Source organism: Leclercia sp. M50 (assembly GCF_037150775.1).
In the GTDB taxonomy this organism is placed as follows: domain Bacteria; phylum Pseudomonadota; class Gammaproteobacteria; order Enterobacterales; family Enterobacteriaceae; genus Enterobacter.
In genome coordinates this window covers 14,704-30,772 of the sequence record NZ_JBBCPK010000026.1, presented here as the reverse complement: position 1 = coordinate 30,772, position 16,069 = coordinate 14,704, and the positions used below count along the sequence as shown (strand labels likewise).

General features: G+C 49.7%; 15 protein-coding genes. 10 read left to right on the top strand and 5 right to left on the bottom strand.

Annotated elements, in window-relative coordinates:
- Positions 1 to 7 precede the first annotated feature (7 nt).
- Entirely contained in the window at positions 8 to 304 is a 297-nt protein-coding gene (locus tag WFM46_RS08665; protein WP_246843653.1) for a hypothetical protein, read from the top strand.
- 110 nt (positions 305 to 414) lie between these two features.
- On the opposite strand, the gene WFM46_RS08660 is transcribed toward WFM46_RS08665, so the two are convergent.
- Positions 415 to 729 carry a hypothetical protein gene (locus WFM46_RS08660; RefSeq protein WP_114388531.1) on the bottom strand — a complete coding sequence of 105 codons (315 nt, stop codon included), beginning with the start codon at positions 727 to 729 and terminating at the stop codon, positions 415 to 417.
- A 527-nt stretch (positions 730 to 1,256) separates the two neighbouring features.
- Between WFM46_RS08660 and vapB the strand changes: the two genes are divergently transcribed.
- The 5 genes from vapB to WFM46_RS08635 all read left to right on the top strand — a co-directional run bounded on the left by vapB (position 1,257) and on the right by WFM46_RS08635 (position 5,998).
- Positions 1,257 to 1,487, top strand: a complete 231-nt coding sequence (gene vapB, locus WFM46_RS08655; protein WP_039032651.1) for a type II toxin-antitoxin system VapB family antitoxin — start codon at positions 1,257 to 1,259, stop codon at positions 1,485 to 1,487.
- The gene (locus WFM46_RS08650; protein WP_114388530.1) at positions 1,484 to 1,900 is read left to right on the top strand and encodes a type II toxin-antitoxin system VapC family toxin; all 417 of its coding nucleotides are present in this window, start codon (positions 1,484 to 1,486) and stop codon (positions 1,898 to 1,900) included. The genes vapB and WFM46_RS08650 overlap by 4 nt, the downstream gene beginning before the upstream one ends.
- Before the next feature lie 73 nt (positions 1,901 to 1,973).
- Entirely contained in the window at positions 1,974 to 3,536 is a 1,563-nt protein-coding gene (locus tag WFM46_RS08645; protein ID WP_114388529.1) for an ATP-dependent nuclease, read from the top strand.
- Complete coding sequence (locus WFM46_RS08640) at positions 3,521 to 4,543, top strand: DNA helicase UvrD (RefSeq protein WP_114388528.1); 1,023 nt, start codon at positions 3,521 to 3,523, stop codon at positions 4,541 to 4,543. Before WFM46_RS08645 ends, WFM46_RS08640 begins: the two co-directional genes overlap by 16 nt.
- Before the next feature lie 546 nt (positions 4,544 to 5,089).
- Positions 5,090 to 5,998 (top strand): HNH endonuclease, encoded by a 909-nt coding sequence (locus tag WFM46_RS08635; protein ID WP_114388538.1) that lies wholly within the window; start codon positions 5,090 to 5,092, stop codon positions 5,996 to 5,998.
- Positions 5,999 to 6,183: 185 nt separating this feature from the next.
- Here WFM46_RS08635 and copM read toward each other — a convergent pair whose 3' ends face one another.
- The 4 genes from copM to silR form a co-directional block, all read right to left on the bottom strand.
- Entirely contained in the window at positions 6,184 to 6,534 is a 351-nt protein-coding gene (gene copM, locus WFM46_RS08630) for a CopM family metallochaperone (RefSeq protein WP_114388527.1), read from the bottom strand.
- Positions 6,535 to 6,681: 147 nt separating this feature from the next.
- A complete protein-coding gene (gene silE, locus WFM46_RS08625) occupies positions 6,682 to 7,113 on the bottom strand; it encodes a silver-binding protein SilE (RefSeq protein WP_114388526.1) in 432 nt (143 codons plus the stop codon).
- Positions 7,114 to 7,363: 250 nt separating this feature from the next.
- A complete protein-coding gene (silS, locus tag WFM46_RS08620) occupies positions 7,364 to 8,839 on the bottom strand; it encodes a copper/silver sensor histidine kinase SilS (RefSeq protein WP_114388525.1) in 1,476 nt (491 codons plus the stop codon).
- Complete coding sequence (gene silR / locus WFM46_RS08615; RefSeq protein ID WP_114388524.1) at positions 8,832 to 9,512, bottom strand: copper/silver response regulator transcription factor SilR; 681 nt, start codon at positions 9,510 to 9,512, stop codon at positions 8,832 to 8,834. Before silR ends, silS begins: the two co-directional genes overlap by 8 nt.
- A 189-nt stretch (positions 9,513 to 9,701) precedes the next feature.
- Between silR and silC the strand changes: the two genes are divergently transcribed.
- The 4 genes from silC to silA all read left to right on the top strand — a co-directional run bounded on the left by silC (position 9,702) and on the right by silA (position 16,032).
- Positions 9,702 to 11,087, top strand: a complete 1,386-nt coding sequence (gene silC / locus WFM46_RS08610; protein WP_000475515.1) for a Cu(+)/Ag(+) efflux RND transporter outer membrane channel SilC — start codon at positions 9,702 to 9,704, stop codon at positions 11,085 to 11,087.
- Positions 11,088 to 11,115: 28 nt separating this feature from the next.
- Positions 11,116 to 11,469 carry a cation efflux system protein CusF gene (gene cusF / locus WFM46_RS08605; protein WP_114388523.1) on the top strand — a complete coding sequence of 118 codons (354 nt, stop codon included), beginning with the start codon at positions 11,116 to 11,118 and terminating at the stop codon, positions 11,467 to 11,469.
- 113 nt (positions 11,470 to 11,582) lie between these two features.
- On the top strand, positions 11,583 to 12,875 hold the full coding sequence (silB, locus tag WFM46_RS08600) for a Cu(+)/Ag(+) efflux RND transporter periplasmic adaptor subunit SilB (RefSeq protein WP_001446341.1): 1,293 nt from the start codon (positions 11,583 to 11,585) through the stop codon (positions 12,873 to 12,875).
- 10 nt (positions 12,876 to 12,885) lie between these two features.
- On the top strand, positions 12,886 to 16,032 hold the full coding sequence (silA, locus tag WFM46_RS08595; RefSeq protein WP_336997443.1) for a Cu(+)/Ag(+) efflux RND transporter permease subunit SilA: 3,147 nt from the start codon (positions 12,886 to 12,888) through the stop codon (positions 16,030 to 16,032).
- The last annotated feature ends 37 nt before the right edge of the window (positions 16,033 to 16,069 follow it).

Genomic DNA, 16,069 nt, shown 5'->3' with positions numbered 1-16,069 from the left:
AGGTCACATGAATGGAAATCTTACTCGCACTTATCATCGCCCCGTTCCTGTTGCCTATGTAGTATGGGAACGTTATTTTCGTATTTTCCCGCTGTCCTATTTCGGCATTGAGAACGTCCAGCTAATCGCTAAATGGGAAAGCACCGAATGGCGCGTACAGGTGTTTGCACACGAGGGAATGACCAGCAATGAATGGATCAGAGTTAATAACCGCCAGCTGGAAGTTATCCGCGCTGAGCTACGCCAGACAGATATCGAATCTTTATCCAGCATGTTATCTTTTGCACTTCCCATAACGTCATGATCTATAAAGAAATTAACCGAATCGAAGAGCCCGTTTATCACTGGGCCCTGCGCTAAAGAAATCAGGCTATAAGATAATCATAAAAAAAGAGGGGTCGAGCCCCTCTTGGATTATGCAAAACCTTCCAACATGGAAAGCTGAAAAAGTTGCCATTTTGAAATGACCTCAGTCAGCACATCTTCCGGAAGGTAGTCTCTGCTTTCCGGAACAATAATCCAAGCTTCAGAGCGTAAATCCCAACAACATGTATCCTGATCCCAGTCGGCAAGCACACGGTGATTACAATCAACAAGAGCGTAGTAGTAACCGACGCCAGCAACCCCCACATAAAACTTGGTGATCCAGATACGACGATGACCTAAACGGTCCTGAAGAAAACTCACTGCTGCATATGCAGTTACAAAACTAATCATTACTTTGTTCATAATTGATATCCTTATCAGTTGAACGTTTATATTTATACCAAATGACTTCATGTCGCTAAGTGGTCTAAAGTTAGCACGCGTAATGTGACGCATAGGAATTACCGGACGACCATAGCCGGAACTTCCGAAAATCTTCCTATTTCAATTATCCGGAAGCAGGAAGTTCTCTACTATGCTTACATCCTGACTACAACACCCGTAACGCCTACCCGTTAAATTCTGCTAACTGTCTATATTGTACCATGGTTATGTTTTACGTTTCATAAATCTGAGTAAAACACAAGGTTGATCCGGGACTACCTTTTTTCGGATCTCAGCATTAAAAGAGAGTCGAAAGCCTATACATCACATATCCATATGCCTGGCATCTGCATAAGTCAGGCATACGCATATCTATCACATCTGCATATGTGACCCCTATACATATGCTATGCATCTGCCTATACTTGGCATATGTACACACCCGGTGCAATGAACATCGTTTCGGATATGTGCCACATATCCACACAGACTCGGGAGAGAACACCATGAGAACAGTATCCATTTTTAAAAACGGCAACAACCGCGCCATCCGTCTGCCCCGCGATCTGGATTTTGAGGGGGTGAGCGAGCTGGAGATCGTCCGGGAAGGGGACAGCATCATCCTGCGCCCTGTCCGGCCGACCTGGGGCTCGTTCGCGCAGCTGGAAAAAGCAGATCCGGACTTTATGGCGGAGCGTGAGGACGTTGTCACCGACGAAGGACGATTTGACCTGTGAACAAGATTTATATGCTCGACACGAACATCTGCTCATTCATCATGCGCGAGCAGCCGGAAGCCGTCCTGAAGCGCCTGGAGCAGGCGGTGCTGCGCAGCCAGCGCATCGTTGTCTCGGCCATCACTTATTCCGAGATGCGCTTCGGCGCCACCGGGCCGAAGGCCTCACCGCGGCATATCGAGCTGGTCGACGCGTTCTGCGCCCGCCTCGATGCCATCCTGCCCTGGGACCGCGCCGCGGTGGATGCGACTACAGAAATCAAGGTGGCGCTGCGCCTCGCGGGTACACCGATCGGGCCGAACGACACGGCGATCGCCGGGCACGCCATTGCCGCCGGCGCGGTGCTGGTGACGAATAATGTGCGGGAATTTGAGCGGGTGCCGGGTCTGGTGCTGGAAGACTGGGTAAGATAACGCTGTAATACAAAACAGGCGGTCTGGCGCTGCCGGACACTCTTTCAGTCAGCGGTATATAAAGGAATAAAAGATGCCTCTGATCACGCGGCTTATGCTGCAAAACTTTAAAAAGTTTCCGGAACTGGATCTGCGCTTCACTCATGACCGTAACATTCTGGTCGGTGACAACGAGTCCGGGAAAAGCACGATTCTGCTGGCCCTTGACCTTGTGCTGAGTGACAGCCGGCACCGGGTCGAGGCATTGGGTGTGGAATCGCTCCTGTCCCAGTCAGCAGTCAGGCATTTTCAGGAAGGTGAGCGCCGCGCCGAGCTGTTACCCGTGCTGACAGCTGACGTTTTCCTGAGTAATGGGGGAGATCCTGACCTGAACGGCAGGCAAAATCTGGCGGGTATCGATGCGGATGGACTCAGAATGCGCATTGCACCAATGACGGAGGAATACGGTCAGGATATTCACAATGTACTACAGCAGGATCCCGATAATTTTCCCTATGAATACTATTCCGTGCGGTTCAGCACCTTCTCCGGTGGTCATTTCGCCGGCTTCAGACGCTATCTGCGCCATCTGCTGTTAGACAGTGCACGCATCGATAACGAGCACGCCGCACAGGAATATACGCGCACAGTTTACAGCGTCAATGTGCCGGTGGCCGATCGTTACCGGCTTGAAAACAGTTACCGGCAACAGAAAATGCTCTTCTGCACCCGGCATCTGTCAGCCATAAACGACACGCTGGAAACGTATCAGTTTGGCGTGCGTTCCGGTGCTAAATCAGGTCTTGAGGCGAATCTGGACATTACCGAGGACGGTATTTCCATTCGTCACCGTGGAAAAGGAAGGCAGTGCTTCATCAAAACAGAGTTTGCGCTGCAGCGCCATCAGCAGCAGGGAGAGCTCCACGCACTGTTGCTTGAGGAGCCGGAGAATCATCTCAGCCATGTCAGTATGAAGAGGCTAGTTAATCAGCTTGCCACTGAACGGCAGACGCAGGTATTTATTGCCACACACAGCAGCCATATCTCCTCCCGCCTCGATCTGCGTAAGGCAATCCTCCTCGGATCTACCCGGCCGGTACTGATGAATGAACTTTCCGCTGAGACTGCCGCCTTCTTCATGAAAGCACCGGATAATAACGTGCTGGAATTTGCGCTGGCCAGACGTGTACTGCTCGTGGAGGGGGATGCTGAGTTTATTCTGATTGAGGCCTTTTATCGCCGCCTGTATGGCAGGGCGCCGGAGGATGACGGGGTTCACATCATCGCTATCGGCGGAACGAGTTTCCGTCGTTATCTTGAACTGGCCCGTCTTCTGGAAAATCGCGTCGCGGCCCTTCGTGATAATGACGGAAACTATCAGCAAAACTGCGATGAACGCTATGCTGACGTGCTGTGTTCCCGCACCCGGGTATTTGCTGATCGCGACAACACCCGATCCACATTTGAAATCTGCCTGTATCAGGATAACGCTGCTCTGTGTGACGCGCTTTTCCGCGGAACCCGCCGAACACTCACGGTGCAGGAATACATGCTGGCCAATAAGGCAGAAGCAGCATTCCGGCTGTTACAGCTGCACGCCGAAGAGCTGACGGTACCTGATTATATTCAGGAGGCACTGGCATGGATAAGAGAGTGATATTTGCGGTTGCCGGCTCGGGCAAGACCACGCTGCTGATACGGCGGTTGAGTGAGGACCGGAGAACGCTGATCCTGACCTTCACCGTGAATAATGAAGCGCATCTGCGGGCGCAGATTATCAGACGTTTTGGCTTTATCCCGGACGGGATCAGGGTGATGACCTGGTTTGAGTTTCTGCACGGTTTTTGCTTCCGGCCTTTCCTGCAGGAGCGGCTGGCATCGCGTGGCCTGAGCTTCGACCGACCCCCTCCCGGAATACCGCGCACGAATGCCCGGCATTATCAGGATCCCGCCGGACGGCTATATCACCGGAGGCTCGCAAACTTGCTGACAGCCCGGGGGCTGCTGCCGGATATCCGTACCCGGCTTGCCCGTTACTACGATGAACTGCTTCTCGATGAAGTCCAGGACTTTGCCGGACATGACTTTGATTTTCTGCTGGAGCTCTGCCGTGCGGAAATCACTGTGCTGTGTTGCGGTGATTTTTATCAGCATACCTTTGATACAAGCCGTGACGGCAACGTTAATTCAACGCTGCACGATGACATTACGCGATATGAGGCCCGCTTCGCCGCAGCAGGTTTCATGGTTGACCGCAACACGCTCAACCGAACATGGCGTTGCTCGGCTTCGGTGTGCGAGTTTATCACCGGGCAACTGAACATCCGTATCGCTGCCCATGGGATACATGCCACCCTGATTGAAACGATCACAGATGCAGAGCACACAGCCACCCTGCACGCCGATAATACGGTGATTAAGCTCTTCTATCGTGAACATCACCGTTACGGCTGCTATTCCATGAACTGGGGCGTCAGCAAAGGGCTCGATCACTTTCAGGATGTCTGCATTGTGATGGGGCCCGCCCACTGGAAGCTTCTGACCCGTCAGGAACTGGCAGCCCTTCCACCGTCGTCCCGTAACAGGCTGTACGTGGCATGCTCACGGGCGCGCGGCAACATTTATTTTGTTCCGGAAACTCATCTGCGCCGATTCCGAAATTGAGTTAGCTGCTTCTCAGTAGGGCACAAATCAGTAAAAAGCGAGGGTCATCGACGGAAATACCGGCTGGACAGGTGCGGTTCCGGTTCTCGCTTTCCGGAACCTGGCTGACAATATGTAACATTATCATTAAATTCAATTATGCCAGTTATTTTCATTCGCAAAATGTGAATAATGTGGCATACACGCCAGCATGAAATTATTGTTAACATTTTAAGTTCTGGATGGTTTTTCACTTGTTCAGTTAAAAGTGCAGGTCATTGAAAACATTGTACGGTTTTATTGACCGGAGACTATTTCATCATCGCGGATAATGAGCGGAATTAACTGTCCATTATATCTTGGCCAGACAGAAAACATGGTATAGTCGGTGATGGATGCTGAAGTTTAGTAATTTCAGAAATAATTTAATTTGAGATGCCATGACAATGGTTTTTCTGATTTACCAGAGCTGAAAATATGGCATACTGCAGATGTTACCTGACTGCACTCATACCGGGTAACGGACTGTGTATTGTGATGATTTTTTTATTACAGGAGGGGGTGATCGTGATCTATAAGATTTGCCAGGTAATTGACGGGGAGTACGTCTGCGACATTGATATCAGTGTGGAAGAATGGAAAAATCTGTTAATGAATGAAAAGGTTTTTGACTCTAAAAGTATTGAGGCGTTAAAAAAATGGTATATTGAACCAAATCATTCCTGCACATGTTTTGATATAGGCAAAAAGTACGACCAGCACAGTATGAGTGCTAATGGCGTTATTAACGGGCTCGGTGGTAGAGTTCAAAAAGAGCTAGGAAGGTTTGAAGTTAAAGGGATCGGTAATATAGCACCTGGCACAAAATTCATTACAGTCATGAAGAGTAAAGAAACCGGTGAAAAACCAAAAAGATACTTATGGACTATTCGTGATGAACTTGTTCAGGCAATTAAAGAGCTAGATTTATTTGGTGCGGAAGAAATAACCATCAATGAGTATTGCTCAGACGATGAGTTGATCAACGCCATGGAAGCGAATAATACATTTGATATCGCCCAGACATTTGAATATACAGGGGAAGCTAAACCAAAGAAACATGCAATTGAAGTAAAAAATGGCGTCTCGTACCCAAGAAATAAAGGGGTTTCGAAAAATGCACTGAACAAAGCAGGTTACAGATGTGAAGTCGATGGTGAACACCCAACCTTCAGAAGGCGTAACTCTTCCCTGAATTATACTGAACCTCATCACATTGTACCTATGTCCAAACAGGATGATTTTAACACTTCGCTTGACGTCGAAGAAAATATAATATCGCTGTGTTGCAATTGCCATAAGCAAATTCACCTCGGCCAGGGATATGAAGAAATGCTTGAGAAAATATATAATGAGAGAAAGGAGTTATTAAAACAGGTAGCTATCGATATATCTCTGGAGGATTTGATTCGCTATTATAAAGGCGAGAACAGGTGAGTGTTATTCAATAGTAATGTTTTTACCTTGCTTGCAGAGAAGGTCATTATTTCCTGGTAGTTACCGATTTGGCGCGTAAAAATACAAAACCCGAAATTAATCGGGTTTGAATTATATAAAGATTAACAGACTCCCGCGCCCAGGAGCGATGTAAAATCACGCTTGTCGTGACGTTTCTGCAATGTTTACTTTTGACTATCAAGCCATTTATTCATCTGCTCAATTTCACCTTTTTGAGCTTTAATGATGTCCTGCGCGAGCTTTCTCATTTCCGGATCTTTTCCGTATTTTAGCTCGGTCTCAGCCATTGCTATTGCCCCTTCATGGTGCGCTACCATGCCTTTCGCAAAAGCCTTGTCGGGATCGGATTCATTTACGGCAGCCATCATTTTGTCATGCATGTCTTTCATGCCAGCCATATATTCCTGTGACGAAGCCGAGGTAGACATATCAGTCATTTTCATTTCTGAATGTTCTGCTGAAATCGCTGGCAGGGATAACATTAATACTGCAAATAAAGTGTTTCTGGCTTTCATAAAAAATATCCTTTTAGCGTTGATACCCGTTAACTGTAGCAGAATCTGATAAAAATGCCCCCTGTAGGGGGCAAAGATGTTGCCATATATCCGGTTACGGAAAAATCTATCAAGGAAATAAGGACAGCACAGATACTTCCCTAGCCGTCAGCCTGCACTGAGCATGCGACGATGCGCTTCGGCCATGGCCTGATGTGGGCCAGACTGACCGTTATTCATAAATTCATGGGCAACTGCAGCTCTTTCATGCTCATTCATTGCCGCTAATGACTTCGACGGCCCGGTAGGGGAAACGGTCTGACTTCCCATCATCCTCTGATGACTTTCCACCATTTTCTGGTGCGCATCCGCCGACCCGTTCGTCATGGTTTCATGAGCAATAATGGCCTGTTCATGCTGGTCCATACCGGCCATACGAGGTGCAGTCCCCTGGATCCCGACAGGAGCCGCAGCAGACTGCATCTGGTGAGCAGGTGCCTGTGCATTGTTGACCCGCTCATGGATATTCACGGTTTCAGTGGCCCCGGCCGAAGAAATTAAGCCAAAGCCCAGCAAGGATGCTAATACGATATTTTTCATGATAACTCTCCATTTCTTAATTAGTGATGTCCGGGGGAGTACAACCGGTGTTTTCAGTTCCATAACTGAAACAGGTTCGGAAGTGTTTATTTCTCCGGGAGGGGACTGGATATTCATTTCCTGGCGTACACTGACGCCGGATATTGATAAAGCAATCCAGCCTTCCTGATAAGTTGCACTAATTATATCGAATGGCTTCTGTTTGCTGCATGACAGGCTAATGACATCTTTGTCATTTAAATCTTTATTCTCAGTACTGGGTGTCCGGAATAATTTTCTCCAGTCTGGGCACGGATAAGATAAAACGCGTTGAGTGTACGTCCGATTCCACCTGCACTCTTCCGTGATGTGCTTCCACGATTGACTTCACAATCGCAAGGCCGATGCCGCTGCCTTCTCCTTTTCGTTGTCTGGACGGATCCACCCGATAAAAACGGTCAAACAACCTTGATAAATGCTCTTCAGGGATTGGTTTCCCCGGATTTTCAATCACAAGATTAAAAAAACTCTCCTGCTCCCTTATTGAGACGGTGATTGCTTGTCCCTCTGGGGTATAACGCAGGGCGTTGGATAACAGATTATTGATCGCTCTTCTGAACATTTGTGGATCTCCCTCAACCAGGCAGGGCATCCCGTTAAATTTGAGCATAATATTGCGTTCTTCGGCCCAGGCTTCGAAAAACTCGAAGACTTTCATGACTTCTGCTCTGAGGTCAAACCGAACCCTGTCAGGTATCAGCTGATTATTGTCCGCCTGTGCCAGGAACAGCATGTCGCTGACCATTTTGGTCATCCGGTTATACTCTTCAAGGCTGGAATAGAGGACATCCTCAAGTTCCTTCTGCGTTCGATCCTGACTCAGAGCTATTTCAGTCTGCGTCACCAGATTGGTGATGGGGGTTCTGATCTCGTGCGCGATATCGGCAGAGAAATTGGCCTGGCGGGTAAAAACATCCTCAATCTTTCCAATCATATGATTGAACGAGATAACCAGCTGCTCCAGCTCAATGGGAACGCGTGTCGGTTCCAGCCGCGCATCAAGATTCTCGGAGGTGATGTTTTTAATGGCATTGCTGACATTACGAAGGGGCAGGTGCCCCTGACGGACAGCAATGCGAATGATCAGAACAATCAGCAGGCTTATCACGACGGCAATCGCAATCAGATTTTTTTTCAGCGCATCGAGGTAATGGAGATGGAAATTAATGGAGAGGCCAGTCAGCATGACATAGTTCTGCTGTTTGCCCTGAAATGTCGCCTGGCCAGAGGAGGCGATAATCCGGTACGTTTCCATCTTCATTCCAGACCCGGTATCCATCGCTCTCGCAGGATCCTCCACCGTCCAGAGAAAGACATCCCGTGCGCGGCTGTGCTCGCTAAAATCGGCTGAATTCACGGCCGGGCGTAGTGCTGCCCCCTGCGCAGAACTGTACAGCACCTCACCCCGGGGATTGAGGAGCAAAAGGGCAACGTTGCGGTAGCTGGCGATCGATTCCTTTATTTTGCTTACTTTTTTTTCATCCGGATCTGCCGGGGACTGGAGTATACGGCTCAGTGTGGTGCTGATTTGTTGCAGATCGCTGACATCCTGCTCGGCAAAATGCTTTTCAACAGAATGGAGCATAAACCAGGTGAAGGCGATAAACGCCAGTATTGTGGACAGGCTGATAAAAAAGGTCAGCCGCAGAGCGAGTGAGAAAGGTCGTCTGGACGGTTTGCTATGCATCCGGGATCTCCAGCATGTAGCCCACGCCCCGCACTGTCTGGATCAGTTTTGTCCCGTAATCGTTGTCTATTTTAGCGCGGAGTCGCTTTACTGCGACATCAATCGCGTTAGTGTCGCTGTCAAAATTCATGTCCCAGACCTGAGAGGCAATCAGGGAGCGGGGAAGAACTTCTCCCTGATGGCGAATGAAGAATTCCAGCAGGCTGAACTCTTTACTGGTGAGCACAATGCGGTTCCCGGCGCGGCTGACTTTTCTGGATACGAGATCAACCGAGAGGTCAGCCACTTTAAGCTGGCTTTCCGTGATCATCGTGTTTCCCCGCCTGAGGAGGGTTCTTACCCGGGCGAGCAGTTCAGCAAACGCAAAGGGCTTCACCAGATAATCGTCCGCACCCAACTCAAGTCCTTTGACCCTGTGTTCAATCGTGCCAAGGGCCGTCAGCAGTAATACCGGCATCCCCTTTCCGGCACTGCGCAGCATACGGATGATATCCCAGCCGTTTACATCAGGCAGCATGATATCCAGGATGACTAAATCATAATCGGCTGTCATGGCAAGATGATATCCGGTCAGACCATTATCAGCATGATCCACGACGAACCCCGCCTCTGTCAGCCCCTTGCTGAGATATTCACCTGTTTTAATTTCGTCTTCAACGATTAATATTTTCATCATGCTCCCCGGCTGGCTACTAATGTCATTTTATTGCGCCCACGATCGTTATCAACGGATTACAGCAAAAATGACAACATTGTCATTATCCTGTCACCCGGCAAACAGAGAGCGTTCGGTAAAGTATCCCTATCAATACTCTGGACTTCGTTTGAACCATTTACCAGGTCTGCCTGTACGAGAAGCGTTATGTTCAAATTAAAATTACTCAGCATCAGTACCATATTCATCCTGGCAGGTTGTGTTTCTCTGGCACCTGAATATCAGCGTCCGCCAGCTCCGGTTCCCCAGCAGTTTTCATTGTCTAAAAACAGTCTGACGCCTGCGGTAAACAGCTATCAGGATACGGGCTGGCGAAACTTTTTTGTCGATCCCCAGGTCAGCAGGCTGATCGGTGAAGCCCTGAATAATAACCGTGATTTGAGAATGGCGGCCCTGAAGGTTGAAGAGGCCCGGGCCCAGTTCAACGTCACGGATGCAGATCGTTATCCCCAACTGAATGCCTCATCCGGGATCACATACAGCGGTGGTCTGAAAGGTGACAAGCCGACCACACAGGAGTACGACGCGGGTCTGGAGCTCAGCTATGAGCTCGATTTTTTTGGCAAACTTAAGAACATGAGTGAGGCTGATCGCCAGAACTACTTTGCCAGCGAAGAAGCCCGTCGTGCCGTACACATCCTGCTGGTCTCCAACGTTTCACAGAGCTATTTCAGCCAGCAACTGGCGTACGAACAACTCCGTATTGCGCGGGAAACGCTGAAAAATTATGAACAGTCTTATGCATTCGTTGAGCAACAACTGGTGACCGGGAGTACGAACGTTCTGGCGCTTGAACAAGCCAGGGGGCAAATCGAAAGTACCCGCGCCGAAATAGCCAAACGAGAAGGCGATCTGGCTCAGGCAAACAATGCCCTGCAACTGGTGCTGGGAACGTACCGCGCAGTTCCGTCAGAAAAAGGGATGAAAGGTGGGGAGATCGCACCAGTAAAATTGCCACCAAATCTGTCGTCACAAATATTGCTGCAGCGTCCGGATATTATGGAAGCGGAATACCAGTTGAAAGCGGCTGATGCTAATATTGGCGCAGCGCGAGCGGCTTTTTTCCCGTCCATTACCCTGACCAGTGGCCTCTCCTCAAGCAGTACGGAGCTGTCCAGCCTCTTTACGTCAGGAAGTGGAATGTGGAATTTTATTCCTAAAATTGAAATTCCTATATTTAATGCTGGCAGGAACAAAGCCAATCTGAAGCTGGCTGAAATTCGCCAGCAACAGTCCGTGGTTAATTACGAACAAAAAATTCAGTCAGCCTTTAAGGATGTTTCCGACACGCTTGCGCTGCGCGACAGCCTTAGCCAGCAACTTGAGTCACAGCAGCGTTATCTTGATTCACTTCAGATAACTCTACAGCGTGCCAGAGGATTGTATGCAAGTGGTGCTGTCAGTTACATCGAAGTGCTGGATGCAGAACGTTCCCTCTTCGCGACGCAGCAAACCATTCTCGATCTTACCTATTCCCGACAGGTTAACGAAATTAATCTGTTTACCGCGCTGGGTGGCGGTTGGGTAGAGTAAATTTATTCAATTAATCAGGAAATTAAAAATGCATAATTCACTTAAAGCCGTTTTATTTGGTGCCTTTTCTGTCATGTTTTCTGCCGGTCTTCATGCTGAAACACATCAGCATGGCGATATGAATGCTGCCAGTGATGCTTCGGTACAGCAGGTTATCAAGGGCACCGGTATCGTTAAAGACATTGATATGAATAGTAAAAAGATTACCATTTCGCACGAAGCAATCCCGGCGGTGGGCTGGCCTGCAATGACCATGCGCTTCACTTTTGTTAATGCAGACGACGCTATCAATGCCCTGAAAACCGGCAACCATGTCGATTTCTCGTTTATTCAGCAGGGCAATATCTCCTTACTCAAAAGCATTAACGTTACGCAATCCTGATTAACAGTCCGGAGCGAATACATCCAGTGCGCCTGAACATTCATTATGGGATTACTATGAATGAATGATCGGGCGCATATGCCAGGTGTTTTGATTTTTCAGCGAGAAATTGTATGGCTTCTTTAAAGATAAAATATGCTGCAATAATTATCAGCAGCCTCATAGCAGGAGGGCTGATATCGGTTACTGCCTGGCAGTATTTAAACTCATCACAAAAAACAGTACCAGCAGAACAAAAGGCACCGGAGAAAAAGGTACTTTTCTGGTATGACCCGATGAAACCGGATACCAAATTTGATAAACCCGGAAAATCTCCCTTTATGGATATGGACCTGGTGCCGAAATATGCTGATGAAAGTGGCGATAAAAGCAGTGGCGGGATCCGTATCGATCCAACTCAGGTTCAGAATCTGGGATTAAAAACGCAAAAAGTCACGCGAGGAATGCTGAATTATTCTCAGACAATCCCGGCTAATGTCAGTTACAACGAATATCAGTTTGTCATTGTGCAGGCGCGTTCTGACGGTTTCGTCGAAAAAGTGTATCCCCTGACGATTGGCGATCATGTGAAGAAAGGCACTCCGCTTATCGATATCACCATTCCTGAATGGGTTGAGGCACAAAGTGAGTTTCTGCTGTTATCCGGTACAGGCGGTACGCCAACCCAGATAAAAGGGGTTCTGGAGCGACTTCGTCTGGCTGGTATGCCGGAAGAGGATATTCAAAGGCTGCGTTCAACCCGCACAATCCAGACCCGTTTTACCATTAAAGCACCTATTGATGGTGTCATTACTGCATTTGACCTGCGCACAGGCATGAATATTTCGAAAGATAAGGTGGTGGCTCAGATTCAGGGGATGGACCCGGTCTGGATCAGCGCTGCAGTGCCAGAATCTATCGCCTATCTGCTGAAAGATACGTCGCAGTTTGAAATTTCGGTACCGGCTTATCCGGATAAAACATTCCATGTCGAAAAATGGAACATTCTTCCCAGCGTGGATCAGACAACCCGCACGCTTCAGGTCCGCCTCCAGGTTACTAACAAGGATGAGTTTCTCAAGCCGGGCATGAATGCCTATCTCAAACTGAATACCCAAAGTCAGGAGATGCTGCTGATACCAAGCCAGGCCGTTATCGATACCGGCAAAGAACAGCGCGTGATTACTGTTGATGATGAAGGCAAGTTTGTGCCGAAACAGATCCACGTTCTGCATGAATCACAGCAACAGTCTGGCATTGGCTCCGGTCTTAATGAAGGCGATACCGTGGTGGTCAGTGGCCTGTTCCTCATTGACTCCGAAGCCAATATTACGGGCGCGCTGGAACGTATGCGCCACCCTGAAAAAACAGAAAACAGTATGCCAGCAATGTCTGAGCAGCCTGTAAATATGCATTCAGGGCACTGAGGAGACGACGATGATTGAATGGATTATCCGGCGCTCTGTCGCCAACCGTTTCCTGGTCATGATGGGCGCACTGTTTCTCAGCATCTGGGGCACATGGACGATAATTAACACGCCGGTCGATGCGCTGCCTGACCTGTCAGATGTGCAGGTCATTATTAAAACCAGCTATCCCGGACAGGCCCCGCAGATTGTAGAAAACCAGGTCACCTATCCGCTTACCACCACCATGCTGTCCGTACCTGGCGCAAAAACCGTGCGTGGCTTTTCACAGTTCGGTGATTCGTATGTGTATGTCATTTTTGAAGACGGGACCGATCTGTACTGGGCCCGTTCGCGCGTGCTGGAATACCTGAATCAGGTTCAGGGCAAACTGCCTGCGGGTGTGAGCTCTGAAATCGGCCCGGACGCTACGGGAGTGGGCTGGATATTTGAATATGCCCTGGTCGATCGCAGCGGAAAACACGACCTTTCAGAACTGCGTTCTTTGCAGGACTGGTTTCTGAAATTTGAACTGAAGACCATCCCGAACGTGGCTGAGGTAGCCTCGGTTGGTGGCGTGGTGAAGCAGTACCAGATTCAGGTCAATCCGGTAAAACTGTCCCAGTATGGGATCAGCCTTCCCGAAGTGAAACAGGCTCTTGAATCGTCTAACCAGGAGGCCGGTGGTTCATCCGTTGAAATAGCCGAAGCGGAGTATATGGTCCGCGCCAGCGGCTATCTGCAGAGCATTGATGATTTTAATAACATCGTCCTGAAAACAGGCGAGAACGGCGTGCCGGTTTATTTGCGGGATGTTGCCCGCGTGCAGACAGGGCCTGAAATGCGGCGTGGTATTGCCGAACTGAACGGCCAGGGGGAAGTCGCTGGCGGCGTGGTGATCCTGCGGTCGGGTAAAAACGCGCGTGACGTAATCACGGCAGTGAGGGATAAACTGGAGACACTGAAGGCCAGTCTGCCGGAAGGTGTTGAAATCGTGACCACCTACGATCGCAGCCAGTTAATCGACCGGGCGATTGATAACCTCAGTTCCAAACTTCTGGAAGAGTTTATCGTGGTGGCCATCGTCTGTGCCCTGTTCCTGTGGCACGTACGTTCTGCCCTGGTGGCGATTATCTCTCTGCCGCTTGGCCTGTGTATCGCCTTTATCGTCATGCACTTCCAGGGACTGAACGCCAATATCATGTCGCTGGGAGGGATAGCTATTGCCGTCGGTGCGATGGTGGATGCCGCCATTGTGATGATTGAGAATGCGCATAAACGGCTAGAGGAGTGGGATCATCAGCATCCGGGTGAGCAGATTGACAACGCCACCCGCTGGAAGGTGATTACCGACGCCTCCGTGGAAGTGGGACCCGCACTGTTTATCAGCCTGCTGATCATCACCCTGTCCTTTATTCCTATCTTTACCCTGGAAGGTCAGGAAGGACGTCTGTTTGGCCCGCTGGCATTCACGAAAACGTACTCCATGGCGGGCGCGGCCGCGCTGGCCATCATTGTCATTCCGATCCTGATGGGATTCTGGATCCGGGGAAAAATTCCTGCCGAGACCAGTAACCCCCTGAACCGGGTGCTGATCAAAGCGTATCATCCATTGCTGCTGCGGGTCCTCCACTGGCCAAAAACAACCCTGCTGGTTGCGGCCTTGTCCATTTTCACCGTTATCTGGCCATTGAGTCAGGTGGGGGGGGAGTTTCTGCCGAAGATCAATGAGGGCGACCTGCTGTATATGCCGTCAACATTGCCTGGCGTCTCTCCGGCAGAAGCTGCAGCACTCCTGCAGACGACGGACAAGTTAATCAAAAGCGTTCCTGAAGTGGCCTCTGTATTTGGCAAGACCGGTAAAGCAGAGACCGCAACGGATTCCGCACCGCTTGAAATGGTGGAAACCACGATCCAGCTCAAACCTGAGGATCAGTGGCGTCCGGGTATGACGATTGACAAGATTATTGAAGAACTCGACAAGACCGTCCGTTTACCGGGTCTGGCAAACCTGTGGGTTCCGCCAATCCGTAACCGTATTGATATGCTCTCAACCGGGATCAAAAGCCCGATAGGTATCAAGGTCTCAGGGACTGTCCTGGCCGATATTGATGCGACTGCGCAGAGTATCGAGGCGGTAGCCAAAACCGTGCCGGGCGTGGTGTCTGCCCTGGCTGAGCGACTTGAAGGCGGGCGTTACATCGATATCGATATCAACCGGGAAAAAGCGTCCCGTTACGGTATGACTGTCGGTGATGTACAGCTGTTTGTCTCATCAGCCATCGGCGGCGCAACGGCAGGGGAAACGGTTGAAGGCGTGGCCCGCTACCCGATTAATATTCGCTATCCGCAGGATTACCGGAACAGTCCAAATGCATTGAAACAGATGCCGATCCTGACCCCGATGAAGCAGCAGATCACGCTGGGCGATGTCGCGGATATTAAGGTCGTTTCAGGGCCGACTATGCTGAAAACGGAAAATGCCCGTCCAGCCAGCTGGATTTACATTGACGCGCGCGGCAGGGATATGGTGTCGGTGGTTAATGATATTAAAACGGCTATCAGTCAGAAAGTGAAACTGAGACCGGGTACCAGCGTGTCATTCTCCGGACAATTTGAACTGCTTGAGCACGCCAACAAGAAACTTAAACTGATGGTGCCGATGACGGTGATGATCATTTTCATCCTGTTGTATCTGGCGTTCCGCCGGGTTGATGAAGCATTGTTGATCCTGATGAGTCTGCCGTTCGCCCTGGTTGGCGGGATATGGTTCCTGTACTGGCAGGGCTTCCATATGTCAGTCGCAACCGGAACCGGGTTTATCGCCCTGGCCGGTGTGGCAGCAGAGTTTGGCGTGGTCATGCTGATGTATCTGCGTCATGCCATTGAAGCGCATCCGGAACTGTCAAGCAAGGAAACGTTCACACCGGAAGGTCTTGATGAAGCCCTTTATCATGGTGCCGTGCTGCGTGTCCGCCCGAAAGCCATGACCGTGGCGGTGATCATCGCGGGTCTGCTGCCGATACTCTGGGGAACCGGCGCAGGTTCAGAAGTCATGAGCCGTATTGCGGCCCCCATGATTGGCGGGATGATCACAGCTCCGCTGCTGTCCCTGTTCATTATTCCTGCCGCCTATAAACTCATCTGGCTGCGCAGACATAAAAAGAGCGTGTCATAACCCTGAAAGGACACCCCTGCAGGTGTCCTTTTGCATA

Excerpts from the sequence above, each read along its gene's own strand:
- WFM46_RS08660 (WP_114388531.1), bottom strand. The coding sequence starts at position 729 with ATGAACAAAGTAATGATTAGTTTTGTAACTGCATATGCAGCAGTGAGT.
- silE (WP_114388526.1), bottom strand. The coding sequence starts at position 7,113 with ATGAAAAATATCGTATTAGCATCCTTGCTGGGCTTTGGCTTAATTTCT.
- WFM46_RS08665 (WP_246843653.1), top strand. The coding sequence starts at position 8 with ATGAATGGAAATCTTACTCGCACTTATCATCGCCCCGTTCCTGTTGCC.
- WFM46_RS08645 (WP_114388529.1), top strand. The coding sequence starts at position 1,974 with ATGCCTCTGATCACGCGGCTTATGCTGCAAAACTTTAAAAAGTTTCCG.
- vapB (WP_039032651.1), top strand. The coding sequence starts at position 1,257 with ATGAGAACAGTATCCATTTTTAAAAACGGCAACAACCGCGCCATCCGT.
- WFM46_RS08640 (WP_114388528.1), top strand. The coding sequence starts at position 3,521 with ATGGATAAGAGAGTGATATTTGCGGTTGCCGGCTCGGGCAAGACCACG.
- cusF (WP_114388523.1), top strand. The coding sequence starts at position 11,116 with ATGCATAATTCACTTAAAGCCGTTTTATTTGGTGCCTTTTCTGTCATG.
- silC (WP_000475515.1), top strand. The coding sequence starts at position 9,702 with ATGTTCAAATTAAAATTACTCAGCATCAGTACCATATTCATCCTGGCA.
- silS (WP_114388525.1), bottom strand. The coding sequence starts at position 8,839 with ATGCATAGCAAACCGTCCAGACGACCTTTCTCACTCGCTCTGCGGCTG.
- silR (WP_114388524.1), bottom strand. The coding sequence starts at position 9,512 with ATGAAAATATTAATCGTTGAAGACGAAATTAAAACAGGTGAATATCTC.
- silB (WP_001446341.1), top strand. The coding sequence starts at position 11,583 with ATGGCTTCTTTAAAGATAAAATATGCTGCAATAATTATCAGCAGCCTC.
- copM (WP_114388527.1), bottom strand. The coding sequence starts at position 6,534 with ATGAAAGCCAGAAACACTTTATTTGCAGTATTAATGTTATCCCTGCCA.
- silA (WP_336997443.1), top strand. The coding sequence starts at position 12,886 with ATGATTGAATGGATTATCCGGCGCTCTGTCGCCAACCGTTTCCTGGTC.